20 protein-coding genes are annotated in these 24,431 nt (G+C 64.4%); 19 read left to right on the forward strand and 1 reads right to left on the reverse strand.

Annotated features, from left to right (window positions below; genetic code table 11):
* Positions 1-14: 14 nt before the first annotated feature.
* Positions 15-677 (forward strand): maleylacetoacetate isomerase, encoded by a 663-nt coding sequence (maiA, locus tag ACKN61_RS05085; RefSeq protein ID WP_408952582.1) that lies wholly within the window; start codon positions 15-17, stop codon positions 675-677.
* A gap of 96 nt (positions 678-773) precedes the next feature.
* Here the strand turns inward: maiA and ACKN61_RS05090 are convergent, their stop codons facing one another.
* The gene (locus ACKN61_RS05090; RefSeq protein ID WP_408952583.1) at positions 774-1,892 is read right to left on the reverse strand and encodes a PilT/PilU family type 4a pilus ATPase; all 1,119 of its coding nucleotides are present in this window, start codon (positions 1,890-1,892) and stop codon (positions 774-776) included.
* A 96-nt stretch (positions 1,893-1,988) separates the two neighbouring features.
* On the opposite strand from ACKN61_RS05090, the gene ACKN61_RS05095 reads away from it, so the two are divergent.
* The 18 genes from ACKN61_RS05095 to ACKN61_RS05180 all read left to right on the forward strand — a co-directional run bounded on the left by ACKN61_RS05095 (position 1,989) and on the right by ACKN61_RS05180 (position 24,284).
* Entirely contained in the window at positions 1,989-2,366 is a 378-nt protein-coding gene (locus ACKN61_RS05095; protein WP_408952584.1) for a DUF4398 domain-containing protein, read from the forward strand.
* Positions 2,363-2,995 (forward strand): hypothetical protein, encoded by a 633-nt coding sequence (locus ACKN61_RS05100; protein ID WP_408952585.1) that lies wholly within the window; start codon positions 2,363-2,365, stop codon positions 2,993-2,995. Before ACKN61_RS05095 ends, ACKN61_RS05100 begins: the two co-directional genes overlap by 4 nt.
* 388 nt (positions 2,996-3,383) lie before the next feature.
* Positions 3,384-3,506 (forward strand): hypothetical protein, encoded by a 123-nt coding sequence (locus ACKN61_RS05105; protein ID WP_408952586.1) that lies wholly within the window; start codon positions 3,384-3,386, stop codon positions 3,504-3,506.
* Positions 3,507-3,544: 38 nt separating this feature from the next.
* Positions 3,545-3,760, forward strand: a complete 216-nt coding sequence (locus tag ACKN61_RS05110; protein ID WP_031371506.1) for a YdcH family protein — start codon at positions 3,545-3,547, stop codon at positions 3,758-3,760.
* A 367-nt stretch (positions 3,761-4,127) separates the two neighbouring features.
* Positions 4,128-5,498, forward strand: coding sequence for a pyridoxal-phosphate dependent enzyme (locus tag ACKN61_RS05115; protein ID WP_408952587.1), 1,371 nt, complete (start codon positions 4,128-4,130; stop codon positions 5,496-5,498).
* Positions 5,499-5,850: 352 nt separating this feature from the next.
* Positions 5,851-7,032: a cystathionine gamma-synthase gene (locus ACKN61_RS05120; RefSeq protein ID WP_408952588.1), complete on the forward strand. Its 1,182-nt coding sequence runs from the start codon at positions 5,851-5,853 to the stop codon at positions 7,030-7,032.
* 84 nt (positions 7,033-7,116) lie between these two features.
* Positions 7,117-8,469: a glycosyltransferase family 4 protein gene (locus tag ACKN61_RS05125; RefSeq protein ID WP_408952589.1), complete on the forward strand. Its 1,353-nt coding sequence runs from the start codon at positions 7,117-7,119 to the stop codon at positions 8,467-8,469.
* A 93-nt stretch (positions 8,470-8,562) separates the two neighbouring features.
* Positions 8,563-9,357, forward strand: coding sequence for an ABC transporter permease (locus ACKN61_RS05130; RefSeq protein WP_408952590.1), 795 nt, complete (start codon positions 8,563-8,565; stop codon positions 9,355-9,357).
* Positions 9,354-10,634, forward strand: a complete 1,281-nt coding sequence (locus tag ACKN61_RS05135; RefSeq protein WP_408952591.1) for an ABC transporter ATP-binding protein — start codon at positions 9,354-9,356, stop codon at positions 10,632-10,634. Before ACKN61_RS05130 ends, ACKN61_RS05135 begins: the two co-directional genes overlap by 4 nt.
* Positions 10,635-10,703: 69 nt before the next feature.
* Positions 10,704-11,999, forward strand: a complete 1,296-nt coding sequence (locus ACKN61_RS05140; RefSeq protein ID WP_408952592.1) for a methyltransferase domain-containing protein — start codon at positions 10,704-10,706, stop codon at positions 11,997-11,999.
* Entirely contained in the window at positions 11,996-12,925 is a 930-nt protein-coding gene (locus ACKN61_RS05145; RefSeq protein WP_408952593.1) for a GDP-mannose 4,6-dehydratase, read from the forward strand. Before ACKN61_RS05140 ends, ACKN61_RS05145 begins: the two co-directional genes overlap by 4 nt.
* Positions 12,915-13,889, forward strand: coding sequence for a GDP-mannose 4,6-dehydratase (locus tag ACKN61_RS05150; RefSeq protein WP_408952594.1), 975 nt, complete (start codon positions 12,915-12,917; stop codon positions 13,887-13,889). Before ACKN61_RS05145 ends, ACKN61_RS05150 begins: the two co-directional genes overlap by 11 nt.
* A gap of 23 nt (positions 13,890-13,912) precedes the next feature.
* A complete protein-coding gene (locus tag ACKN61_RS05155; RefSeq protein WP_408952595.1) occupies positions 13,913-17,623 on the forward strand; it encodes a glycosyltransferase in 3,711 nt (1,236 codons plus the stop codon).
* 34 nt (positions 17,624-17,657) lie between these two features.
* Complete coding sequence (locus ACKN61_RS05160; protein WP_408952596.1) at positions 17,658-20,468, forward strand: YfhO family protein; 2,811 nt, start codon at positions 17,658-17,660, stop codon at positions 20,466-20,468.
* A 7-nt stretch (positions 20,469-20,475) separates the two neighbouring features.
* Positions 20,476-21,186, forward strand: a complete 711-nt coding sequence (locus ACKN61_RS05165) for an NDP-sugar synthase (protein ID WP_408952597.1) — start codon at positions 20,476-20,478, stop codon at positions 21,184-21,186.
* 8 nt (positions 21,187-21,194) lie between these two features.
* Positions 21,195-22,067: an NAD-dependent epimerase/dehydratase family protein gene (locus tag ACKN61_RS05170; protein WP_408952598.1), complete on the forward strand. Its 873-nt coding sequence runs from the start codon at positions 21,195-21,197 to the stop codon at positions 22,065-22,067.
* Positions 21,977-23,053 (forward strand): glycosyltransferase family 2 protein, encoded by a 1,077-nt coding sequence (locus ACKN61_RS05175; RefSeq protein ID WP_408952599.1) that lies wholly within the window; start codon positions 21,977-21,979, stop codon positions 23,051-23,053. The genes ACKN61_RS05170 and ACKN61_RS05175 overlap by 91 nt, the downstream gene beginning before the upstream one ends.
* A gap of 175 nt (positions 23,054-23,228) precedes the next feature.
* The gene (locus tag ACKN61_RS05180; protein WP_408953760.1) at positions 23,229-24,284 is read left to right on the forward strand and encodes a polysaccharide biosynthesis protein; all 1,056 of its coding nucleotides are present in this window, start codon (positions 23,229-23,231) and stop codon (positions 24,282-24,284) included.
* Positions 24,285-24,431 lie beyond the last annotated feature (147 nt).

Here is a 24,431-nt window from a genome sequence, read left to right on the forward strand (position 1 = left end):
CGAGGCGCATTCGGGTGAGCGAACAATTACGGTTGTATTCGTACTGGCGTTCCAGCGCCTCGTATCGGGTGCGCATCGGCCTGAACCTCAAGGGCCTGGACTACGAGACCGTGCCGGTCCACTTGGTCCGCGACGGCGGCGAACAGCACGCTGCGGCCTATCGCGAACTCAATCCGCAGGGGCTGGTGCCGGTGTTGCAGCACGGCCAGCGCACCCTGACCCAGTCGATCGCGATCCTGGAATACCTCGACGAGACCTGGCCGCGGCCGAACCTGCTGCCGACGACCGCGCGCGAGCGCCATCGGGTACGCGCGATCGCCCAGACCATCGCCTGCGAAATCCACCCGCTCAACAATCTGCGCGTACTGAAGTACCTCGACGGCACCTGGAACGTGCCGCAGCCCGAGCGCGACGGCTGGGTCAAACACTGGATTTCCGAGGGTTTCACCGCGTTGGAAACGATGCTCGCCGAGGACCCGGCCACCGGCGTTTACTGCGTCGGCGACCTGCCCGGGCTGGCCGATTGTTGCCTGGTGCCGCAGCTCTATAACGCGCGCCGTTTCGGCGTGCCGCTGGAAGCCTACCCGACCCTGCTACGGATCGAAGCGGCGTGCCTGGCCTTGCCCGAGTTCGACGCCGCGCGTCCGGAAAACCAGCCGGACCGCCCGCCGGCCTGAGGCCGTCGCGCCGAGCGGCCGCTCGTGGCCGCTCGTGGCCGCAAAAAAGCCGGCCGTCTCGCGACGGCCGGCTTTGTTTTGCGCGCTGCGTCCGCGTCAGTGCTGCGCGGCGGTCGCGTCGTACATGTCCGCGTAAGGGTCGTGCTCGCCGGTGCCGCCTTCGGACAGGCGGAACTTCAGCGCCAGGCCGTCGCGCGAGTCGGCCGCCTTGAGCGCCTCTTCCATCTCGATCCGGCCCTCTTTGTAGAGGCGGAACAGGCACTGGTCGAACGACTCCATGCCTTCTTCGAGCGACTCTTCCATCGCCTGCTTGATCTCGTGGACCTGGCCGCGGCGCATCAGATCGCGCACGTGCGGGGTGTTGATGAGGATTTCCGCGGCCGGCAGGCGGCGTCCGTCGACGCCGATCACCAGGCGTTGCGAGACCACCGCCTTTAGGTTCAGGGCCAGGTTCATCAACACGTTCTTGTGCGCGGCCTCGGGGAAGAAGTTGAGGATGCGCTCCAGGGTCTGGTCGGCGTTGTTCGAGTGCAGCGTCGCCAGGCACAAGTGACCGGTTTCGGCGAAGGCGATCGCCGCCTCCATGGTCGTGGCGTCGAGGATTTCGCCGATCAGGATCACGTCCGGCGCTTCGCGCATCGCGTTCTTGAGCGCGTTGTGGAAAGCGTGGGTGTCCAGGCCGACCTCGCGCTGGTTCACGATCGACTTCTTGTGCTTGTGCAGATACTCGATCGGGTCCTCGATGGTGAGGATGTGCCCGGCGGTACTGCTGTTGCGGTGGTCGATCATCGAAGCCAGCGTGGTCGACTTGCCCGAGCCGGTCGAACCGACGATCAGGACCAGGCCGCGCGGCGCCATGATGATCTGCTTGAGCACCTGCGGCAGCTGCAGCTCTTCGATGCTCGGAATGATGCTGCGGATGGCGCGGATGACCATGCCGACTTCGCCGCGCTGCTTGAAAACGTTGATGCGGAAACGGCCGGCGTCGGGCAGGGCTAGCGCCATGTTCAACTCCAGGTCACGCTCGAACAGCGGTACCTGGCCCTCGTCCATCAACGAATAGGCGATCTTCTTGACCATGCCCGGGGGCAGACCGGTATTGCCGAGCGGGTACAGGCGACCCTCGACCTTGATGTACACCGGCGCGCCAGTCGTCAGGAACATATCCGACGCGTTTTTTTCCGTCATCAGCTTCAGGAAATAGCCGATGTCCATGCATTCACACCCCTTGTTGACGGCGCGCGCCGTTGCAAGCACGCTGCCGGCTTCCGACAATGTCCGTGCGACATCCCTTCCGTACGGCGCTCCCCAATGACCGCAAGCTTCGCACAAATTCGATTGCCGCTGCTGGCCGCAGTTCTCGCTTCCGGGCTGGCCGGCTGCGCCTCCACGCCTCCGCCGACCGGAGAACTGTCCTCCGCGCAGCAGGCGGTCATGCGCGCGGCCGACGCCGACGCCGACCAATATGCGCCGCAGGACCTCAATGCCGCGCGCACCGCGCTGAGCGCGGCCCAGGCCGCGCTGTCGCAGGGCAAGGACGAGGATGCGCGGCGTTTGGCGCTGGCCGCGGCGGCCGAGGCCGACCTGGCCTACGCCCACAGCCGCGAGACCCTGACCCAGGCCGAACTCAAACAACGCAGAGCCGAGATCGCAGAATTGCGCAATCGCCTGCAGGGAGGCGACCGATGAGCGCACGCTTTCGCGTTATGCGCCTGACGGCGCTTGCGGCCCTGTCCGTGGCCTGCGGCCTGGCCTTCGCCGCACCCGCCGACGACCCCGAAGTCGCCCGCTTGGCGCAGCGGGTGACCGCGATCGAGGCCCATCCCGACGCCGCCGCTTACGGCGCCTTCGAGCGCCTGCGTGCGCGCCAGGCGATCGATGCGGTCCGCCAGGCCCGCAGCCGCGATCGCGTTTGGGCCCTGCGCATCGCCGACCGCCGGGTCGAGACCGCCGAGGTCGTGACCCGCACCCAGCTTGCCCAGCGCGAGGTCGACCGCCTCGATCGCGAGCGCAGCGAGCTGCTGGTCGAAGCCAGCCGCCGCGACGCCGATCGCGCCCGCGCCGAAGCCGAACGCCTGCGCGTGCAGGCCCAGATCCAGGCCGAGGAGGCCGAGCGCCTGCGCCAGGCCGCCGACCAGGAGGCCCTGGCGCGTCAGGAGGCCGAAGGCCTGCTCGACAACGTCGCCAACCAGCAGGCGTCCAAGCTGCGCGCCGCGCGTGAACGCGACGCCGAGCTGGCGCGCAAGGAAGCCGAGCTGCTCGGCCAGTCCTCGACCCCGCCGAAGCCGGCGCCCAAGCCCAAGCCGAAGAAGAAGTAAGCCGTCCGGGTTTAGGCCCGGGCCAGCCAGGCTCCGTTCGGCCCGGTGTGAGACCGGGTCGACGGCTTGAACAGTGTCCTCGCCGTCGCGCCGCAGGCGCCCGCTGTCGGGCCCGGGCGGCGTCTTGCCGTATCGGGCGGCTGCGCTTCCGACGAACGGCGTGGGTGCGGAGCGCGTTTTTGTGAGCGCCCGGGACGCCGCTGTTCATGTTTTCAGGGTTTGCTATAAATATTCGATAAAACAACGGGTTAATTCTGCATTGGACGCTCATGGTCGCAGCTGTCCCGCCCCTGAAAACGGTTGCAGAGCGCCCTTGCCGGATCCCAGGCACAGGAGTAGGGTCAAATACCCAAGCGGTTCTCCGACCGCTTGGCGAAGAGCCAGGCCGATGACCGATACGCCCTTTCCGCAGGACCCCGCCGCCGCACATCCGCATGCGGCCGGGTTGCGTGAAGTGGACGCCGCACCGCGCCTGATGATCCTCACGGTCCCCCGCAACGCCCTGGTCTGACGGCCGGGGCGTTTGCATTCGTGCTGAAGGAGGCTTTCATGTTCGAAGAACAACCGCAGCCTGAAATCGACGCGCTCATCAAGAGCAATCCGGAATTCAAACAGCTCTACCAGCGCCACAAGGACCTCGACAAAAAGGTCATGGACGCCGAGCTCGGCGTATTGCCGATCGACGACACCACCCTGGGGCAGATGAAGCGCGAGAAGCTGGCTGCAAAGGACCGCTTGATCCAGTTGTACGACCAACAGCATTGATCCAGGCGGCATCGGCGCTACGACGCCGGTGCGGCGCCCGTCGGGAAGGCGTTTCCCGGCGTTGATCGTATGGACCCCGGCCCGCCTGCGGCCGACGGCTCCAGGTTTAGCGCGGGCGGTGGCGGCCATCCTCGTCGGTCGCCACCGCTCGCGGCTACCGAACCCTGCGCGGCGTAGCCGGCGCTATCCGATCCGGCCCTGGGCCCCACCCCGCTCGAATTCGCGTCGGCGCGATGGTGTGCGATCCGGCACCGCGCGATTGCGCTCGGCCGGATTCGATCCGAAACGCATCTGCACCGAAGCCAGCCCCGCGACGCCTCGCTAGAATGGCCGGGTCCGCCGCATGGTCGCGGCCCACAGGATTCGCATGGCCACTCATTCCTCCGTACTCGAACTCATCGGCCAGACCCCGATCGTCAAGGCCCAGCGTCTCGACACCGGTGTCTGCGAGCTGTATCTCAAGCTCGAATCGCAGAACCCCGGCGGTTCGATCAAGGACCGCATCGGCCTGTCGATGATCGAAGCGGCCGAGAAAGCCGGCAAGATCAAGCCCGGCGACACCCTGGTGGAAGGCACCGCCGGCAACACCGGCATCGGCCTGGCCCTGGTCGCCCAGCAGAAGGGGTACAAGCTGCTGCTGGTGGTGCCCGACAAGATGAGCCGCGAGAAGATCTTCAACCTCAAGGCGATGGGCGCGCAGGTCGTGCTGACCCGTTCGGACGTGGCCAAGGGCCACCCGGACTATTACCAGGACCTCGCCGAGCGCATCGCCCGCGAAACCCCGGGCGCCTATTTCATCAACCAGTTCGGCAACCCCGACAATCCGGCCGCGCACGAATTCGGCACCGGCCCAGAGATCCTCGAACAGATGGGCGGCGACCTCGACGCCATCGTCTTCGGCTGCGGCAGCTCCGGCACCATGACCGGCCTGTCGCGCGCTTTCGCCAAGCTCTCCCCCAAGACCGAGCTGGTCCTGGCCGACCCGGTCGGCTCGATCCTCGAGGAATACATCAACCGCGGCACCCTCTCGGACAAGTCGGCCAGTTGGATGGTCGAGGGCATCGGTGAGGACTTCCTGCCGCCGATCTCCGACTTCACCCGGGTCAAGAAGGCCTATGCGATCAGCGACAAGGAAAGCTTCCTGACCGCGCGTTCGCTGCTCGAGAAGGAAGGCATCCTCGGCGGTTCCTCGACCGGCACGCTGCTGGCGGCGGCGCTGAAGTACTGCCAGGAACAGACCGAGCCCAAGAAGGTGCTGGTGTTCGTCTGCGACACCGGCAACAAGTACCTGTCGAAGATGTACAACGACTACTGGATGCTCGACAACGGCTTCATCCAGCGCGAACAACACGGCGACCTGCGCGACCTGATCCTGCGCCCGTACTCGCAGCGCGACACGGTGGTGGTCGGCCCGGGCGACCTGCTGGTCACCGCCTACCAGCGCATGAAGCTGTACGACGTCTCGCAGCTGCCGGTCATGGACGGCGAGCACATCGTCGGCATCGTCGATGAGAGCGACGTCTTGTTGCACGTGTACGGCGACGAGTCGCGGTTCCGCGACCCGGTCTCGACCGCCATGGTCAGCAAACTCGACAAGATCCCGGTCGGCCAGCCGATCGAATCGCTGCTGCCGGTGTTCGACCGCGGCCATGTCGCCATCGTCGTCGACGGCGAGCGCTTCCTGGGGCTGATCACGCGCATCGACCTGCTCAACTTCCTGCGCCGCCGGGTGCAGTAAGCGCCGCGGGGCTTCCGCCCGCTGGCCGGGCGGGGGCCGCGGCGGCTTGGGGCGGGGATGGCGCGGGCCGCTACCCGCAGCCGCCAGACGGAGCACATTCCTGGGGCGGCCAGATCGAGTGCTCGCGGCTCGCCGCGCAGCTCCCGCCCGGAAGCATTATCTCCGCCTGCGTGGACAGGCCGACGCGCATTCAGCTTGTGTCCGGCCGTCGAGGCCGGGCCTCCGGACGGCCTTTGGCCATCTGCATACCCCGCCTGCATCCGACCTGAAGTGAGGCGCCGTCGCGGCGGCCGGTCGCAACGGCAATGTTAGAATTCCCGGTTGCGCCAATGGGCGGAATCGGAAGCATTCAATGAGCCAACAGCAGCCGGAAGACGGGGCCCGCAAGCTCGGCCTGGGTACCCTCGCGATCCACGCCGGTCAGTCGCCCGACCCGAGCACGGGCGCGGTGATGCCGCCGATCTATGCGACCTCGACCTATGCCCAAAGCAGCCCCGGCCAGCACCAGGGCTTCGAGTATTCGCGCAGCCACAACCCGACCCGCTTCGCCTATGAGCGCTGCATCGCCGGCCTCGAAGGCGGCAGCCATGGGTACGCGTTCGCTTCCGGCCTGGCCGCGACCTCGACCATCCTCGAACTGTTCGATGCCGGCAGCCACGTCATCGCGATGGACGATGTGTACGGCGGCACCTACCGTCTGTTCGAACGCGTCCGCCGCCGTTCCGCCGGACTGGACTTCAGCTGGGTCGACCTCAGCGACGTCGCCGCGTTCGAGGCCGCGATCCGTCCCGAGACCAAGCTGGTCTGGATCGAGACCCCGACCAACCCGCTGCTGAAGCTGGTCGACATCGCCGCCATCGCCACGATCGCGCGCAAGCGCGGGCTGGTGGTGGTGGTCGACAACACCTTCTCCTCGCCGATCCTGCAGCGCCCGCTCGAACTCGGCGCGCACATCGTCATGCACTCGGCGACCAAGTACCTCAACGGCCACTCCGACATCGTCGGCGGCATCGCCGTGGTCGGCGACGATGCCGACCTCGCCGAGCGCATGACCTTTCTGCAGAACGCGGTCGGCGCCGTGCAGGGCCCGTTCGACAGTTTCCTCGCCCTGCGCGGCCTCAAGACCCTGCACCTGCGCATGAAGGCCCACTGCGAAAACGCCCAGGCGCTGGCCGAATGGCTCGAGACTCACCCGGCGGTCGAGAAGGTGATCTACCCCGGCCTCAAGTCGCACCCGCAGCACGAACTCGCCAAGCGGCAGATGCACGGCTTCGGCGGCATGGTCAGCCTCTACGTCAAGGGCGGCCTCGACGGCGCGCGCCGGATGATGGAGCGCTGCGAACTGTTCACCATCGCCGAATCGCTCGGCGGCGTGGAAAGCCTGGTCAACCACCCGGCCGTAATGACCCACGCCTCGATTCCGCCGGACCGCCGCGCCGCGCTGGGCATCACCGACAACCTGGTGCGCTTGAGCGTGGGCGTGGAGGACCTGGCGGATCTGCGTGCCGAGCTTGAGCGCGCGCTCGCAGGTTGAGCGCATGTCGACGATCGGAATTGATGTGGATTCGACCAGGGCGCGATCTTGAGTCCCCAAGCTCAAACCAATGATAACGGCGGGATGCTGTTGCTGGCTTTTTCCGCCTGGATCAGGCGGCAGAGCTGGTTGCAGTCGATCTACCGGCGTTTTCCGCAGCCCCTGCGCAACCAGGTGTCGTCGGTGCTTGCCGCGCGCGCCAGCCGACGCGCGCGTTTCGCACGGACGCCGGCCTGGTCGCGTCCGATCGAATCGGTGGCGTCAGCGTTACCGGCGTCGGTCGTAACATCGCCGGCCGGTCCGGGCGTCAATATCTTCGGCTATCTGCGCGGCCAGTTCGGCCTGGCCGAAAGCGCGCGCATGTACGCGCGTGCCTTGATCGAAAGCGGCTACCCGGTGGCGCTGCACGACATCGAGATCGAACTGCAGCATTCCAGCGACGATCGCAGCCTCGACTCGTACCTGGGGCAGGACACGCCGCATGCGATCAGCCTGATTTTCGTGAATCCCGATTATTTCGACGAGGCCCTGGCGCACATCGGCCGCGAGCGCCTCGAAGGCCGTTACCTGATCGCGTGCTGGTTCTGGGAACTGCAGGACATTCCCGAGGATTGGCTGCGAGCCGTCGGCCAAGTCGACGAGATCATGGTCGCCTCGAGCTTCGTCGAACAGGCTTTCCGGCGTGTTACCGACAAGCCGATCACCTGCGTGCCGTTGCCGCTCAGCGCCGTACCCGATAGCGGCCTGCAACGCGAGGACTTCGGCCTGCAGGCCGACGAGTTCGTATTTCTGTGCACGTTCGACTTCAATTCCTGGGTGCACCGCAAGAACCCGTTCGCGGTCGTCGAAGCATTCCGAAAAGCCTTTCCTCCGGAACGCGAAGGTGTCCGCCTGCTGTTGAAGTCCAGCAACGGACACCGCCATCCGGACAAGTTCCTGCTGTTGTTGAATGCGGCCAAGCAGGACCCGCGCATCATCGTGCGCGACGAGGTGATCGACCGCGCCCATGTGCATGCCTTGCAACGTTGCGCCGACGTCTACGTTTCCCTGCATCGCGCCGAAGGCTTCGGCCTGGGCCTGGCCGAGTGCATGGCCATGGGCAAGCCGGTCATCGGAACGGCTTGGTCCGGGAATCTCGATTTCATGACCGAGAACAACAGCGCCCTGGTCGATTATCGATTGATTCCGGTGGGCGAGGGCGAGTATCCGCATTCGCCGGGCGCGGTCTGGGCGGATGCCGACGTCGACCACGCTGCGGTCAGGATGCTCCGGCTCGCCGACGATCGCGATTATGCGCAGCGCCTCGGCGCGCGCGCTGCGCAGGACGTCCGGGCGACGTTGTCTCCGCGCGATGCGGCCCGGGTACTGATCGAGCGGTTCGAGGCCCTATCTGCGTTGCCGCAACCCGGCACCAATGCCCATCCGCTCAATGTGTAAGGAATGAATCGATCCGTGTCAGCGTCATTCAGCGACACCGCAAGCGGTCTTGATGTCTCGCCATCCATCGATTCGAGGTTTAGGTGAACTCTCATGCGTGATCTGTTTTTCGCCGTCTGGCGATATCGCTACTTCATTCTTTCGTCGATACGGAACGACCTGCATGTGCGATTCATTCGCAGCAAGCTCGGCGGGTTGTGGATGATCATCCATCCATTGGCGCAGGTCCTGATCTTCGCCCTGATTTTGTCGGAAGTGCTGGCGGCCAAGTTGCCCGGCATCGACAACAAGTACGCCTATGCGCTGTACCTGATGGCGGGCATGATGGGGTGGTCGCTGTTCGCCGAAACCATATCGCGTTGCCTGAATCTGTTTATAGACAGCGGCAACCTGATGAAGAAAATGGCGTTCCCACGAATCTGCCTGCCGCTGATCGCTGCCGGTACGATGCTCGTCAACAACTTCCTGTTGCTGGTCGCGATCTTCGTGGTCTTCGCTGCCTTGGGTCACTACCCGAGCGGACAGGCGCTGTGGCTGCCGGTGCTGATCGTCCTCAATCTGCTCCTGGCGATGTCGGTCGGGCTGATCCTGGGAGTACTCAATGTCTTCATGCGTGATGTCGGCCAAGTGGTGCCGGTGATCCTGCAGGCCATGTTCTGGCTCACGCCGGTGGTCTACAGCCTGAGCATTCTGCCCGTGAAGTACCAGTTCTGGTTCAAGCTCAATCCGCTGCATCCGCTGGTCACCAGCTATCAGAACGTCCTGGTCTTCGACAAACCGCCGCTGTGGGGCGAACTGGGCTGGTTGGCTGTGGCCTCGGTCGTACTCGCGCTGGTCGCGTTGACCCTGTTCCGCAGGGCCAGCCCCGAGATGGTGGATGCGCTATGAGCGGCGAACTGCACGTCCGTGGTTTGGGCAAGGCCTACCGTCGCTGGAACAGCGAATGGTTGCGCACGCTGTCGTGGTTCGGCTTGCCGGTCAAGGCGGCCGAAGAGCACTGGGTGCTGCGCCATGTGGACTTCACGATTTCCAAGGGCGAGAGCGTCGGCATCGTCGGACAAAACGGAGCCGGTAAAAGCACCTTGCTGAAGCTCATCACGGGCACGACCCGTCCGACCGAAGGCAGCGTCAGCAGCGTCGGGCGGGTCTCGGCGATCCTGGAACTCGGCATGGGCTTCAATCCCGACCTGACCGGGCGCCAGAACGCTTACCACTCGGCCGGACTTATGGGCCACAGCCAGGCGGTGATCGAACAGATCATGCCGGCGATCGAGGGGTTCGCCGAAATCGGCGAATATTTCGACGAGCCCGTGCGCACCTATTCCAGCGGCATGCAGATGCGCGTGGCGTTCAGTGTGGCCACGGCGGTGCGTCCGGACCTGTTGATCGTCGACGAGGCGCTGGCGGTCGGCGATGCCTACTTCATCCACAAGAGCTTCCAACGGATCCGCGAATATCGCGAAGCCGGGACGACGCTCCTGATCGTTTCGCACGATGCCTCGGCGATCCAGTCGATGTGCGATCGCGCGATCCTGCTCGAATCCGGACGCGTGCTGCTCGACGGCAAGCCGCAGGAAATATTCGACTACTACAACGCACTGATCGCCGAGAAAGAGAACGCGACGATCAGCGTCGATCGCCAGGAAAAGTTCGTCGCGACCCAGTCCGGTTCCGGCGAGGCGGTATTCGAATCGCTGCAGTTGCTCGATGCGGAAGGCAAGGAGGTCGAGTACATCGCCGTCGGTGCGCCGGTCGTGCTGCGCGCCCGCGTGCGGCTCAATACCGACATCGATCGGCTGGTATTCGGCTACATGCTGCGCGATCGGTTGGGGCAGCCGGTTTACGGGACCAACACCTATTACACCGGGCAAACGGTCGAGCGCGCCGAGAAAGGCGAGCTGATCGAGTTCGATGTCCATTTCCGTGCCGAGCTCGGACCTGGCAGCTATTCGATCTCGTTGGCGCTGTCGAGCTCCGAAACCCATTTGGTCAACAACTATCAGTGGAAGGATCTGGCGTTAATGTTCACTGTGGCTAATACAGACAAAGCCAAGTTCGTCGGCGTCGCGCATCTGCCTGCCCGCATCGCCATCAGCAAGGCGGAAGGCAAGACCGATCCGCTGCCCGGATTCAAGTCGCCGAGCGGTGCCACCCATCATGAGTGACCCCATGCCGAGTCTCCCGGACGCGCAAAGCACCTCGTTCCGGTCGCTGTGCGCGGCTGAAGGTGTGCTATGAAACTCAATGCCGACTTGATCATGCGCGAGGTCCGCGAAGGGCTGTTCCAGCGCAGGGACGGCTTGAGCGGGGTGATGTCCGCCAACAGCCTCTTCAGCGAGGAGTTCAGGCATTGGTCGACCAAGTCGATCGAGCTCAAGTCCTCCTATTCATTGGGCGAGCTGCTCGCGTTCGCCGACCGGAATTTCGTCGAGAACGCCTACCAGGCGATTCTGCGCCGTCCGGCCGATCCGGCCGGACTGCAGGCCTGCCTGTCGCGACTGCGCTCGGGCCACGCGACGAAGGTCGGAATTCTCGGGAACTTGCGTTGGTCGCCCGAGGGGATGGCGCGCGCGGTCCATATCGATGGGCTACTGGTGCCGTTCACACTCAGCAAGTGGCGCCAGCGCCGGTTCGTCGGGCCGATTATCGGCTGGTTGCATGCCGTGGTCCGGTTGGGCTCGTCGCAGCGCCGGATCGATGCCGTCGATACCGCCCGCGCCCAGCAAACCGAGGAGCTTGGCGAGATTCTGACCACGATAGCGTCTCAGTTTCACGAGCGCATCGCAGTGCTCGAAAGTACACTCGAAGAGGATAAGAGAAGGCAGGACCGGGTACAGGCATTCGAGAAGTCCCTGGACCCGCTCTACGTCGCATTCGAGGAATCCTTCAGAGGCCCGCTCGATCTGATTCGCGAGCGGGCCATGCCTTATCTGGAAATCATCAAGACGGCCCAAGGGGGGACTCCGGAGGCGCCGGTTCTGGATTTGGGCTGCGGTCGCGGCGACTGGTTGGACTTGCTCAAAGAGCATGGCCTGACTGCGATCGGGATCGATTCCAACAGTGCGTTTCTTGCCAAATGTCGCGAGCGGGGTCTGGATGTCTTGGAGGGGGATGTGCTCGAGTTGATCCGGAAGTTGCCCGATGCATCCATAGGTGCGGTTACCGGGATGCACATTGCCGAGCATCTGCCGTTCACCGTATTGATCGACCTGCTGGACGAGTGCCAACGCGTGCTCGTCCCAGGCGGCGTGTTGGCGCTGGAAACGCCCAATCCGGAGAACCTGCAGGTCGCTTCGTTGTACTTCTACAACGATCCGACCCACCGTAACCCATTGCCGCCCCAGACCCTGAGCTGGCTGGTCGAAGCGCGCGGCTTCGCCAATGTCGAGATCAAGCGCTGGACGATAGCGCGCGAGCTGCATGCTCCCGAACTGCTGCCCGACGACGTGCCGGGCGCGGACTCGATCAACATAATGATCCAGCAGATGCGGGCGGCCCCCGACTATGCGGTCATCGGGAGGCGCGCATGACCTCGGCGCTGCGACGGCTGTTCGTCACCGGCGGATCGGGCTTCGTCGGCCGGCACGTACGCGCCGCGTGTTCCGAACATGGTCCGCTGGCCGGGTGGAAATTCTCTACCCCGGCCTCGGGCTGGGATATTCGCGATGAGGATGCGGTAACGCGTGCAGTCGAACAGGCCCGGCCCGATGCGGTGCTGCATCTGGCAGCGCAGAGTTTCGTGCCGCGCTCTTTCCAGGCCCCGAAAGAAACCTTCGAGATCAATCTGCTCGGCACCTTGAACCTGCTGCGCGGCTTGTCGGCGACAGGATTTGCCGGGCGCATGATCTTCGTCAGCAGCGGCGACGTGTTCGGCCGGGTGCCGGACGAGGCGTTGCCGGTAACGGAATCCTACGTCGCGCAACCGCGCAGCCCGTATGCGGTCAGCAAGGTCGCGGCCGAAGAGCTCTGCCTGCAGTGGCAGCGTACCGAAGGCCTGGACGTCATGATCGCGCGTCCATTCAATCATGTCGGTCCCGGGCAGGACGCACGCTTCGTCCTGCCGGCGCTGGCCAAGCAGGTCGTCGCCATCGAGCAAGGCCAGCGTGAGCCGGTCATAGAAGCCGGTGACATCGACGCCACCCGCGATTTCACCGACGTGCGCGACGTCGTGGCCGCCTATGCGGCGATGTTCGCCCGTGGCGCGTCGGGACGCACTTATCTAATCGGCTCCGGCCAGGAACGGCGGGTGCGCGATCTGCTCGAAGACATGTGCCGACTGGCGCAGGTCGAGGTCGAGATCCGCCAGGACCCGAGCAAGATGCGCCCTGCCGAACAGCGACGCATGGTCGCCGATGCCAGCGCGCTGCGGCGCGATACGGAATGGAAACCGGCCATTCCGATGAACACAACTCTCCTCGACATACTTGAAGACGCAAGGGTTCAACATGAGCAATAACAAGGCAGCACTGATTACGGGCATCACGGGACAGGATGGCGCCTATCTGTCGAAGCTTCTCCTGGGCAAGGGCTACGACGTGTACGGAGTGCTCGCACGTCGCAGCACCGACACGCTCTGGCGTCTGCGCGAGCTCGGCATCGATCAGGAAGTGCGGTTGCTCGACGGCGACTTGACCGATCTTTCCTCGATGATCCGCGCGGTGGAAACCTCCAAGGCTTCCGAGGTCTACAATCTCGGCGCGCAGAGCTTCGTCGGAAGCTCGTGGCAGCAGCCCTTGCTCACCGCCCAAGTCGACGGCGTCGGCGCTTTGAACGTGCTCGAGGCGGTCCGCATCGTCAATCCGAAGGCGCATTTCTATCAGGCATCGACGAGCGAGATGTTCGGTCTGATCCAGGCCGAAATGCAGGACGAGAAGACGCCGTTCTACCCGCGAAGCCCTTACGGCGTGGCCAAGCTGATGGCGCATTGGGCGACCGTAAACTATCGGGAGAGCTTCGGCCTGCATGCTTCGAGCGGCATCCTGTTCAACCACGAGTCGCCGCTGCGCGGGATCGAGTTCGTCACCCGCAAGGTCACCGACGCGGTCGCGCGTATCAAGTTGGGCAGCCAGAAGGAACTGCGTCTGGGCAACGTCGACTCCAAGCGCGATTGGGGTTTCGCCGGCGATTACGTCGAAGCCATGTGGCTGATGACTCAGCAAGCCGAAGCCGACGACTACGTGGTCGCGACCGGCCAGACCACGACCGTGCGCGACATGTGCGAAATCGCCTTCGAGCACGTCGGCCTGAAGGTCGAGGACCATCTGGTGATCGATCCGAAGTTCTTCCGTCCGGCCGAAGTCGACGTCCTGCTGGGCAACCCGGCCAAGGCCCAGGACAAGCTCGGCTGGAGCCCGAAGACCTCGCTGCGCGAGTTGATCACGATGATGGTGGATGCCGACATCCGTCGTCTGTCCAAGTAACGGCTGTAGGGCAGGGGCTCAGGATGCGAATCGCCATCGATCTGCAAGCATGTCAGACCGAGTCGCGCTTGCGCGGCATCGGTCGATACTCCATGGATTTGACCAGGGCACTGCTTGCCGCGAGGCATGAGCACGATGAATACCTGCTCGGCATAGACAAGACCTATCCGGCCGGCGCTGCGCAGGTTCATCGCCAGCTGGAGGTCTGCGCAGGGCCGGTGAACAGATTCAGTTATTCGTACCCCGGTCCCGTGCATGGCCACGGGGCACCCGGCGATACCCTGCGTCCGGCGGCTGAGGCCTTGATCCGGCAGCACTACAGCGCGTTCTCGCCGGACGTCGTTCACGTCAACAGCTTGTTCGAAGGTTTCATCGAACATGCCGGCGGCCTCGGGCAACTGGCGAAGATGCCCGGGACGGTCAGCTCGGTGACCCTGTACGACCTGATCCCGCAGATCTTCCCGCATCTGTATCTGACCGCCGAAGAACATCGGTGGTGGTACCGGCGCAAGCTGCTTGACCTGTGCCAGTTCGAAGTGATCCTGTGCATCTCCGAGGCCACCAAGGCCGATGCGATGCGCCTGCTCGGGCTGCCGTCCGAACGGCTCGCGGTCATTCATGCAGGCGTCGAAGAGCATTTCTTCGAGCGGCCCGCGGTCGGCGACGACCTCGTGATCAAGCGCCAGTTCGGCATACGCGATCGCTTCGTGCTCTATACGGGCAACGGAGACCAGCGTAAGAACCTGCAAGGCGCGGTGGAGTCGTTCGCGGCCGTTCCACGCGAGCTCAGGCGCGACGTACAACTGGTGCTCAACCAGGTCGGCGATGAACGCTCGATCCGGCAGGTCGCGGCGCGTGCCGGCCTGGTGGCCAGCGATCTGGTCATCACCGGTCGCATCAGCGACGAGGCGCTCAAGCAGTTGTTCCGCGCCTGTGAGGTGTTTTTCTTCCCCTCCTTGTACGAAGGCTTCGGACTGCCGGTGCTGGAGGCGATGGCCTGCGGCGCGCCGACGATCGCCGGCGACAATTCCAGCTTGCCGGAAGTGATCGGCCGCCCGGATGCCCTGTTCAATGCGGCATCCACTTCGGACGCCGCGCAGTGCCTGAGCCGCGCGCTAAGCGACGACGGTTTCCGTGCGAGCCTGCGTGAAACCGGCTTGCAGCGCGCGCGCGAGTTCACCTGGCGGCGCACCGCTGAATTGTCGAGGCAGGCCTGGCAGGAGGCGCTGGAGCGTCGCAAGACCGGTAAGCAAGTGCCGATCGAGAGGCGGCTAAAAATCGCCCTGGTCACGCCGATGCGGCCCGAGCAGACGGGGATCGCGGATTATATCGCCGAGCTGCTGCCGGCCCTGTCCATCCGCATGGATGTCGACGTCTACACCAGTGCCGACCTGTCGGCTGTGAAGGATGCGGCGAGTGTCGGCCGCGTGCGTCCGTGGCAGGAACTTCATGCGAACGCGGCGCAGTACGACCAGGTCGTCTATCAGTTCGGTAACTCGCCGTTCCACGCGCACATGTTCGGATTGCTTAGCGAAGTTCCCGGCATGGTCGTCCTGCACGACTTCTTCTTAAGCTCGATGCTGGCGAACATGGACGAAGTCGGGATGGCGCCGGGACTTTTCGCGGCCGAGCTCGAGTTCTCCCACGGCTGCGGCGCAGTCGACTTGCTGGACCGGCACGGCGCTTTGGCGGCCAGACAGGTTTATCCGGCTTCGCGGCGCGTGCTCGAGCAGGCCGATGCGGTCGCGGTCCACTCCGCGCATGCCGTCGACATGGCGCGAAGCTTTTTCCCGGCGATACCGCGCGGGCCCCTCATGCGGGTGTCGATGCCGCAGGAGACGCGCGCAGCGATCGACGATGAGAGTCGCAACCGCATTCGCGCGTCGCTCGGCATTTCCGAGCATGAGCTGTTGATCGTTTCCTTCGGTTTTATCGCCGATACCAAGCTGAATCTCGAAATACTCGAAGCCCTGGCGGACCCGCGATTGCGCGAGAGGAGCGAATTGCGATTCGTGTTCGTCGGCGGCATGCCCGGCGACGACTACGGCCAAGCCGTGACCAAGGCGATCAAGGGCCATCCGATGCGCGAGCGGATCGAGGTGGCCGGCTTCGTTAGTCAGGAAAAGTACGAGCAGTATCTGCGCGCCGCCGACGTCGCGATCCAGCTTCGGCAGCTGAGTCGGGGCGAGACCTCCAAGTCGGTGCTCGACTGCATGAGCCACGGGCTGGCGGTGATCGTCAATGACTACGGTTCGTTCGCCGAACTGCCCGATCATGCGGTGGCGAAGATCACCGCCGCGGTCGAGCCTGTGCAGGTCGCCGATCGCCTGGACGCATGGTTGCGGGCGCCGACCGACCGCCTGGCGCAGGCGGAGGCCGGCCGCGACTACGTCAGCAAAATGCATTCGCCGTTTGTGGTGGCCGAGGAATACGAGCGAGCCGTCGCACTGTCGATCCGCGCACGCAAGGAGCGTACCGGTAAGGAGCTCGCCTCCCGCCTGATCAACGCATTCTCCAAGTCCGCGAAAGCCTCCGCGTCCGAACTGGCCTCGGTGGAGAACACCTTGAACCGGATGTCGTCTGAGGCGCGGACGCGCTTGCTGGTCGATGTCGGTGAGATGGTCCGGGTAGACCACGGTACCGGCGTCCAGCGGGTGGTCAGGAATCTGGTGCGCGAGTTCGCCCTAACCGAAGGGGCGTCGCGGCGTTGCATCCCGGTCGCGCTCGATGCCGACGACCGTCTGAATCCGGTCCCGGAGTTTCTTTCCGAGAAACTCGGCGTGCGTACGACAGTTCCGTTCGAATCGCGCCCGATCGATATCGGCGACAGCTTGTTCCTGCTCGATGCGAGCTGGGAGAACCCCGAGCGCTTCAGCGCGTCGATCGAGGAAGTGCGGGCGAACGGCGGCCGCGTCTATGCGATGGTCTACGATCTGATTCCATTGCGCTTCCCGCAGCATTGCGTCGAGTTCATGCCTCGCGTGTTCGAACGCTGGTTGAGTTTCGTGGTGGCCAACTGCGACGGACTGATCTGCATATCGCGCGCGGTGGCCGACGATCTGCACGCCTGGATCGGTCAGAAGAATGCGCCGCACCGCAGCGGTCTGCGTATCGGCCACATCCAGCTCGGCAGCGATGTCGACGAGAAAACCACGGTCGAGACCGATGGGCCTTCCGAACGCGTCCGGGCAGCGATGGGCGACTCCGACGACGCCGTGCTCATGGTCGGTACCGTCGAGCCCAGGAAGCGCCACGACCTGGCTTTGGAGGCCTTCGAGCGGTTGTGGCACGAAGGCGACCAACGCCGTCTGGTCATCATCGGCAAGAAGGGCTGGAATGTGGAGTCGCTATGCGAGCGCATCCTTGCTCACCCGGAGCACGGCAAACGCCTGTTTTGGCTGCAGGGTCTGTCCGATGCCGATCTGAATTACGCCTACCGCAGCGCGGGTCGCATCCTGCAGGCCTCGGATGCGGAGGGTTTCGGCCTGCCGCTGATCGAAGCGGCCCGCTACGACCGACCGCTGTTGCTCAGCGATATCGCGGTTTTCCGTGAGATCGCTGGCGATCGCGCCGACTATTTCGCGGCAGGCGATGCTACGGCCCTGTCCAACCAGTTGAAGGCCGCCGCCACGGCGACGCGCGGCAAGTTGGTGTGGTCGACCAGTTGGCGAGACAGCGCGTTGCAAGCGACGCAAGTAATGTCGGCGGGTCCCTGGGACTATGAACTGTCCTAGTTCACACTACGGCTGGAAAAAGGGGGAGCGGTAGATGCAACAAAACGAAATAGCGGGGCTGTGGCGGCGTCGCGCCATGGCGGCGATGCCGTGGCTCGGTCTGGGCGTCTTTTTTCTGTTGTTCTACCTGCTGTACTTTTCTCCGACGTTGCTTCAGGGCCGGTATCTGGCGCCTGGCGACGGCGAGGTTTATTACCTGCCGTTCTTCGATCTGCCGATCGGCCAGATCTGGAACAGCAGCATTCTGTCGGGTTATTCCGTCATCAGCGACATCCAGTCGCAGATGCTCTATCCCCTGCGCTGGTTGAGCCCGAGCTTCAATGCTCTAGTCGTTTATGCCTATGTCGTAAGCGCAATGGGCATGTTCGGTCTGGCGCTGAAGCTGACCGGTTCGCGCATGGGCGCGATGATGGCGGCATTGGTAGTGTCCGGCAGCGGCTTCATGGTCGGGCATCTCGGCCATCTGAGCATCATCCATGCCGCGGCGTGGATTCCGGCGATGCTTTGGGCGGTGGCATCGCTGCGTCATGCGAGAAGCGAGTGGCCGGTGATTCTGGGTGCCGTCGCCGTGGCCATGTCGGTATACGGCGGTCACCCCCAGGTTTCGATCATCGGCTTGCTGTTGGCTGGCTGTTACGGTTTGAGCGAGATCGGCGTGGTCGCTCGCCGTTACGGCGCAAAGCGCTGCTGGGGCGTGTTCTGGCGCCTTTCGGCGTTGTTTGCATTGGGCCTGATGCTGGCCGGACCGGTGCTGTTGCCGTTGGCGAAGGCGTCGAGCGACGGTGTCCGCACCAGTTGGTCGATCCTCGACTTCAACACGTTCTCGCACACCTTGGGGGCATTGAGGTTGCTGGCGTTCCCGAACCTCTACGGCGCCTATCCGCTGGGCCCGTTCGGAAGCTATACCGGCCCCTGGAATATCACCGAGCTGGCGATCTATGCCGGCATCCTGCCCTGGTTCCTGGCCGCGACCGCGTTCCTGGCCTGGCGTCGCGATCGTTCGCACTGGTTCTGGGGTGCGGCCGTGCTGCTCGGGATCCTGCTGTGCATGGGCACGGACGGTCCGCTCGGCGGATTCGTGTACGAGTTGCCGGTGCTCGGCAAGTTCCGTGCGCAAGGGCGATTCGGCATCGTGGTCATCATCGCCCTGGGCGTGCTCAGCGCCTACGGCATGTCGGCCTTGTGGCGTGCGTCCTGGAGCAGGGCGCGGATGCTGCGTCTGCTCGCGGTCTGTATCGGCCTGGCCGTGCTGGCCGTGTCGACCGTCGCCCTGGATCCGGACTCGCCCTTGAACCGGCGCGGCGAGGATGGCTCGGCGTTGTGGATGCATCCGCACGGTTGGGCGCCGTTGCTGCTCATCGTTCTGTCCATCGTGGTGATGGCCTTGCTTGCCTGGAAGCGTTCGCGATCGATGGCGCTACTGGCGATGGCATTGGTCGTGGTCGACCTCGGCAGCTTCGGTTGGCTGTACGAATGGCGTTACCCGTCAGCCACCTCTACCGATCAGGCCATGCCGCGCCAAGTGTCGAAGGCCATCGCGGAGATCGCGCGGGGCCAAGGCCGATTGTTGCCGCTGGGTGCCGCGAAAATGGGCATGGAACCGCTGCGCCCGAACATCAACATGCGTCATGGCATCGACAGCGTGGTCGGCTATGGCCCCCTGTTGCCGGCCCGCTATGCGACCTATGCCGGTGTCGATACCACCGGCGGTTTCCCCGTCGACGACCCGAGTGCGCCGATCATGGACGTGCTGGGCGTGCGCTGGATCGCTGGCACTCCGCAGAAGGCTTTTCCGCAGCCGCTGGGACGCGGCTGCGGCGTATCGGTCGCCCCGAACCGTCTGCGCGTCAAGGTGCCGGCCGGCTTAAAGATCGATACGCTGCGGGTGGTCTCGCACATGAACTGTTCGGTCGGCATCGGCAACGGCCGCACCATGGCGCAGCTGAAACTGCTGGATGCGCAGGAACGCGTGATCGGGGAAGCGCTGACCATCGACGCGGGCGAGGAGATCGCGGAAGAGGCCTACGACCGCGACGACGTGCGTTCGGCGATCCAGCACCGGCGGCCGACGGTTGCGCAAAGCAAGCCGGCGAGTCTGTGGTTCCTCGGCGAGCTGCAGGTCGATGCCGAGGTCGCCGAGCAAGCGCCGACGCGTATCGAGATGAGCGTCGCCGACACCGGCGGGGCCCTGGTGACGATCGATTCGGTCGCAGCGATCGAACGCGGTACCGGGCGGGTGCAAGCGCTGGCGGTGGACCCGGAGCCGTCCGGAGGTATGCTCGGTCCCAAACGCCACGTCGCCGGGATGACCCCGTTCTCTGAACGGCTGAAGTTCCGCGGTTTGACCTGGGGCGTCTGCAAGGCGGCCCAGGCCAGCAAGGACGACGTCGTCGCCGCGCTCATGAGCGGTGCTTACGGCGGCCAGAACCTCGCCTTCGACCCCTTCGCGACGGTCCTGCTGGCCGATGGCGAAGCGGTACCGGCGCTGAGCTGCACGGCACCGCCGCACGTTGAAGTGATCAAGCGACGCCACGGAGCCTGGAAACTAAGGGTAAAGGGCAATGGCAATTTGCTGGCCGTGGTCAGCGAACGTTATCATCGCGACTGGACTGCCCGCGTCGACGGGCGCAAGGTCCCGGTACTGGCGGCCAATGGCCTGATAATGGCGGTGCTGGTACCCGCCGGCGAGCACGTGGTCGAACTGAAATACCGCCCGGTCAGCTACCGGATCGGGCTGGGAGCCGCGGCATGCGCCTTGCTGGTCTGTCTCGTTCTTCTTCTTTGGGGCGCGTCGCGACGTACCGCGGCACGCCGGTCGAAATCCAATCTTTCTTCAAATAAATAGGCATCAGATGAAGCGCGCCGTAATTCTCGCCGGTGGTCTGGGCACTCGCCTCAAACCCTATACCGTGGCCCTGCCGAAACCTCTGATGCCGATCGGCGAATATCCGATCCTCGAAGTCATCATCCGCCAGTTGCATAAGGCCGGTTTCGGTCATATTACCCTGGCGGTGAATCACCAGGCCGACCTGTTCAAGGCGTTTTTCGGCAACGGCGAAAAATGGGGCCTCACCATCGATTATTCGCTCGAGCACATGGCGCTGAGCACGATGGGGCCGCTGAAGCTGATTCCGGATCTGCCCGAGCATTTCCTGGTCATGAACGGCGACATTCTCAGCGACGTCGAATACGGCAGCTTCCTCGATTCGCACATCGCCGCCGATTCCTTGTTCACCATTTCCGCGGCCAAGCGCGAACAACGCGTGGACTACGGCGTGCTGCATGCCTCGCCGGACATGCAACTGGTTGGTTTCGAAGAAAAACCCTGCTTCCCTTTCCTGGTAAGCATGGGCGTCTATGCGGTGTCGCGTCGGGTGCTCGAGGTCATTCCCGAGAACAAGGCGTTCGGTTTCGACCATCTCGTGCTCGGGTATCTGCGCGACGACAAGCCGGTTCAGATCGTGCCGCACGACGGCTATTGGCTCGACATCGGCCGTCCCGAGGACTATCAGCGCGCGGTCGAGGAATGGCCGGAACTGTCGAAGCAACTGGCGCTGAGCTGAGACGGACGATGAGGGGCGAACTCAAGGCGGGGGATCGGGTCGTCGTGACCGGTGCGGGCGGCTTTCTAGGCCGCAGCCTGGTGCAGCGCCTGCGCGGGCTCGACATCGAGGTGGGTACCGCCGGGCGCGGCGACGGCTTCGATCTACTTAACGACGCGCTGCCGCTGGACGGCGTAGCCCACGTGTTCCATCTTGCGGCCGAAACCGGCGTACCCGACGCCTGGGACGATCCGGTCCGGTTCCATCTGGTCAATACCCACGGCACCGTGCGCGTGCTCGATCAGTGCCGGCGCGCCGGATGTTCGGTCAGCTACGTGGGCGCCTACATCTACGGCGTTCCCGAAACTTTGCCGATCGATGAAGACCACCGCGTCCATGCCAACAATCCATACGCCTATTCGAAATGGATGGGCGAGCAGGCCTGCGCGTGGTATGCCGACGTATACAAGATGGACATCACCGCGATCCGTCTGTTCAATGTCTACGGCGCCGGGCAGAGCGAACGCTTTCTGATTCCGAAGATCGTCTCGCAGGTGCTCGACAACAAGGTCGAGGCCATTGAGCTGATGGATCTGCAGCCACGTCGTGACTACCTGTATGTCGACGACGCGGTGGATGCGCTTTTGGCCTCGTGTCCGCGCAATGGGTTCGGCCTTTACAACGTCGGCAGCGGCGAGTCCCATTCGGTGGCGGAAGTGGTCGAGACCGTTATGGCTGCCAGCGGTATCCGCAAGCCGGTGATCGACCTGCAGCAGCGGCGGCCGAACGAGATTCCGGATGTGCGCGCCGATTGCTCGCGCATCCGACAGGCGTGCGGCTGGCGCGCCGCCATCAGCCTAGAAGCAGGCATCGGGCGCATGCTCGGAGAGACCGCATCATGAAAACCTTGCAGGTTCTGTGTCCCGTCTTCAAGGAAGAAGAGGTCATTCTCGAGTTTCATGCGCGCCTGCGGGCAGCGGTGGCTCCGCTCGGCGATCGCTATCGGGTCTCCTTCGTCTATGCGATGGATCCCTCGCCGGACCGCACCGAGGCGATCCTGCTCGACCTGGCCGAACGCGACTCCGACGTGCGCGTGCTGGTGATGTCGCGCCGTTTCGGTCATCAGGCTGCGCTGATGGCCGGCATCGACGCATCCGATGCCGATGCGCTGATCATGCTAGACAGCGACGGCCAGCATCCGCCTGAACTGATTCCGCGACTGGTCGAGGCCTGGGAGGCGGGGGCGCAGATCGTTCAAACCATGCGTCGCGACGGCGAGGAAACCGGCTTTCTCAAGCGCACGACCTCGGCGATGTTCTACCGGCTGATCTCGCGCATCGGCTCGATCGAACTGCAATCCGGCGCCGCCGACTACCGCCTGCTCGATCGCGCGGTCGTGCAGGTGATCCGCGAGCGGCTTCCGGAAAGCAACATCTTCCTGCGCGGCATAGTCGCCTGGGTCGGCTATCGGATCTCGTTCATCGAGTTCGAGCCGCTGCGCCGCCTGAAGGGCGCGTCCAAGTACCGGCCGTCGATCCTGGTGAATTTCGCCATCCAGGGCATCAGCTCGTTCTCGAAGACTCCATTGCGGTTTTGCACCGTCACCGGCTTGGTCGTGGCGATGCTGAGCATGCTGGCCGCGGCCGCCCAGATGATCGCCTACTTCCTGTTCGACCACAGCGACGTGCAGGGCTGGGCTTCGCTAATGACCTTCGTGTCGTTGCTCGGCGGCGTCCAGTTGTTCTTCATGGGGATACTCGGCGAGTACCTCGGACAGGTGTTCGACGAAGTCAAACGCCGTCCCCGTTATCTCATTCGCACCGACAGCGCCGTCCGCGACGGCGTGTCGCCCGATGGCAAGGCCCGTCCCGTTTCCGGATCCGTTTAACATGTTTGAAACAATGCGTATCGATTCCGCCGTCCTGGACGGTCTGGTGCTCAGGCGCGAGCGTTCCCAGTTCGCAGGCGACTTGCTCGCGCGCGACGCCGATCTGCGCGCGGCGGTGGCCGGCAAGCGCGTGCTCGTGGTGGGCGGCGGCGGCACCATCGGCTCGGCGACGACGATGCTGGTTTCGCGGCTGGCCCCGGCCGCCTTGCACGTGGTGGATCAGAGCGAGAACTACCTGGCCGAACTGGTGCGCGACCTGCGCGGCCGCCCCGGCGGCCTGGACGTCGCCGACTTCCGCACCCTGCCGATCGACTACGGCGCGCCGGTGATGGGGCGCTTCCTGTCCGAAGCGGCGCCGTACGACGTGGTGATGAATTTCGCCGCGCTCAAGCACGTGCGCTCCGAGAAGGACGTGTACTCGTTGCTGCAGATGATCGACACCAACGTGGTGCGCCATGTTCGCTTCAAGCGTTGGTTGTCCAGCTATGGCCATGGCGCGCGTTATTTCGCCGTGTCCACCGACAAGGCGGCCAATCCGACCAGCTTGATGGGTGCCAGCAAGCGGCTGATGGAAGACATCGTGTTCGATATCGCCGTGCCCGAAGGCGCGACGGCGGTGTCGGCGCGCTTCGCCAACGTAGCGTTCTCCAACGGCAGCCTGTTGCAGGGGTTCTTGTACCGCCTGTCCAAGGACCAGCCGCTGGCGGTGCCGCGCGATACCCGCCGCTACTTCGTGTCGCAGCAGGAGTCGGGAGAGATCTGTGCGCTCGCCGCCTTGTTGGGCGGTCACGAGCAAGTGCTGTTCCCCAAGCTCGACCCGGTGGCCGAGCTGCAGATGCTTGAGGATGTAGCCTGCCGCGTGCTCGAGAACGCCGGCCTCAAGGCTGAATTGTTCGAGGACGAGGAGGCCGCCCGCGCGGCCTTGCCGGCGTTGAGCCGGGAAGGGCGCTGGCCGTTGCTGCTGACGGCGCTGGATACCAGTGGCGAGAAACCTTACGAAGAGTTCGTCGGCCACGGCGAGCAACTGGTCGAAACCGGCCTGAGTACTCTGGGGGCCGTGCGCCACCTGCGCAGCAGGGCGATTTCCGACGGCGTCGTCGCGATGCTCGAAAACGCCGTGAATAGCGTCGACGCGCCTGTCGACAAACGCGCTATCGTGGCAGCCATCGAGTCGGCCATTCCGAATTTCTCGCATCGCGAAACAGGAAAAAGCCTGGATGAGCGCCTCTGATATCTCTGTAATTCAAGGCAGCTTGCCCTCGCGGGCGGCGCCGCCGAATCTGGACGGGGCTCGTTGCCTGGCCTGCCTGGGCGAGTACGGCCCGTGCAAGCTGCCCGGACTGAAGCAGTGTGCGAGTTGCGGCTTCATAACCGCGGA

Origin of the sequence: Lysobacter sp. Hz25 (assembly GCF_046097045.1) — a bacterium.
Taxonomy (GTDB): Bacteria; Pseudomonadota; Gammaproteobacteria; order Xanthomonadales; family Xanthomonadaceae; genus Lysobacter; species Lysobacter antibioticus_B.

Bases quoted from the DNA above. Each gene is read 5' to 3' on its own strand.
- ACKN61_RS05120 (WP_408952588.1), top strand. From the start codon at position 5,851: ATGAGCCAACAGCAGCCGGAAGACGGGGCCCGCAAGCTCGGCCTGGGT.
- ACKN61_RS05140 (WP_408952592.1), top strand. From the start codon at position 10,704: ATGAAACTCAATGCCGACTTGATCATGCGCGAGGTCCGCGAAGGGCTG.
- ACKN61_RS05160 (WP_408952596.1), top strand. From the start codon at position 17,658: ATGCAACAAAACGAAATAGCGGGGCTGTGGCGGCGTCGCGCCATGGCG.
- ACKN61_RS05110 (WP_031371506.1), top strand. From the start codon at position 3,545: ATGTTCGAAGAACAACCGCAGCCTGAAATCGACGCGCTCATCAAGAGC.
- ACKN61_RS05165 (WP_408952597.1), top strand. From the start codon at position 20,476: ATGAAGCGCGCCGTAATTCTCGCCGGTGGTCTGGGCACTCGCCTCAAA.
- ACKN61_RS05090 (WP_408952583.1), bottom strand. From the start codon at position 1,892: ATGGACATCGGCTATTTCCTGAAGCTGATGACGGAAAAAAACGCGTCG.
- ACKN61_RS05100 (WP_408952585.1), top strand. From the start codon at position 2,363: ATGAGCGCACGCTTTCGCGTTATGCGCCTGACGGCGCTTGCGGCCCTG.
- ACKN61_RS05180 (WP_408953760.1), top strand. From the start codon at position 23,229: ATGCTGGTTTCGCGGCTGGCCCCGGCCGCCTTGCACGTGGTGGATCAG.
- ACKN61_RS05155 (WP_408952595.1), top strand. From the start codon at position 13,913: ATGCGAATCGCCATCGATCTGCAAGCATGTCAGACCGAGTCGCGCTTG.
- ACKN61_RS05115 (WP_408952587.1), top strand. From the start codon at position 4,128: ATGGCCACTCATTCCTCCGTACTCGAACTCATCGGCCAGACCCCGATC.
- ACKN61_RS05145 (WP_408952593.1), top strand. From the start codon at position 11,996: ATGACCTCGGCGCTGCGACGGCTGTTCGTCACCGGCGGATCGGGCTTC.
- ACKN61_RS05135 (WP_408952591.1), top strand. From the start codon at position 9,354: ATGAGCGGCGAACTGCACGTCCGTGGTTTGGGCAAGGCCTACCGTCGC.
- ACKN61_RS05095 (WP_408952584.1), top strand. From the start codon at position 1,989: ATGACCGCAAGCTTCGCACAAATTCGATTGCCGCTGCTGGCCGCAGTT.
- ACKN61_RS05130 (WP_408952590.1), top strand. From the start codon at position 8,563: ATGCGTGATCTGTTTTTCGCCGTCTGGCGATATCGCTACTTCATTCTT.
- ACKN61_RS05125 (WP_408952589.1), top strand. From the start codon at position 7,117: ATGCTGTTGCTGGCTTTTTCCGCCTGGATCAGGCGGCAGAGCTGGTTG.
- ACKN61_RS05170 (WP_408952598.1), top strand. From the start codon at position 21,195: ATGAGGGGCGAACTCAAGGCGGGGGATCGGGTCGTCGTGACCGGTGCG.
- ACKN61_RS05105 (WP_408952586.1), top strand. From the start codon at position 3,384: ATGACCGATACGCCCTTTCCGCAGGACCCCGCCGCCGCACATCCGCAT.
- ACKN61_RS05150 (WP_408952594.1), top strand. From the start codon at position 12,915: ATGAGCAATAACAAGGCAGCACTGATTACGGGCATCACGGGACAGGAT.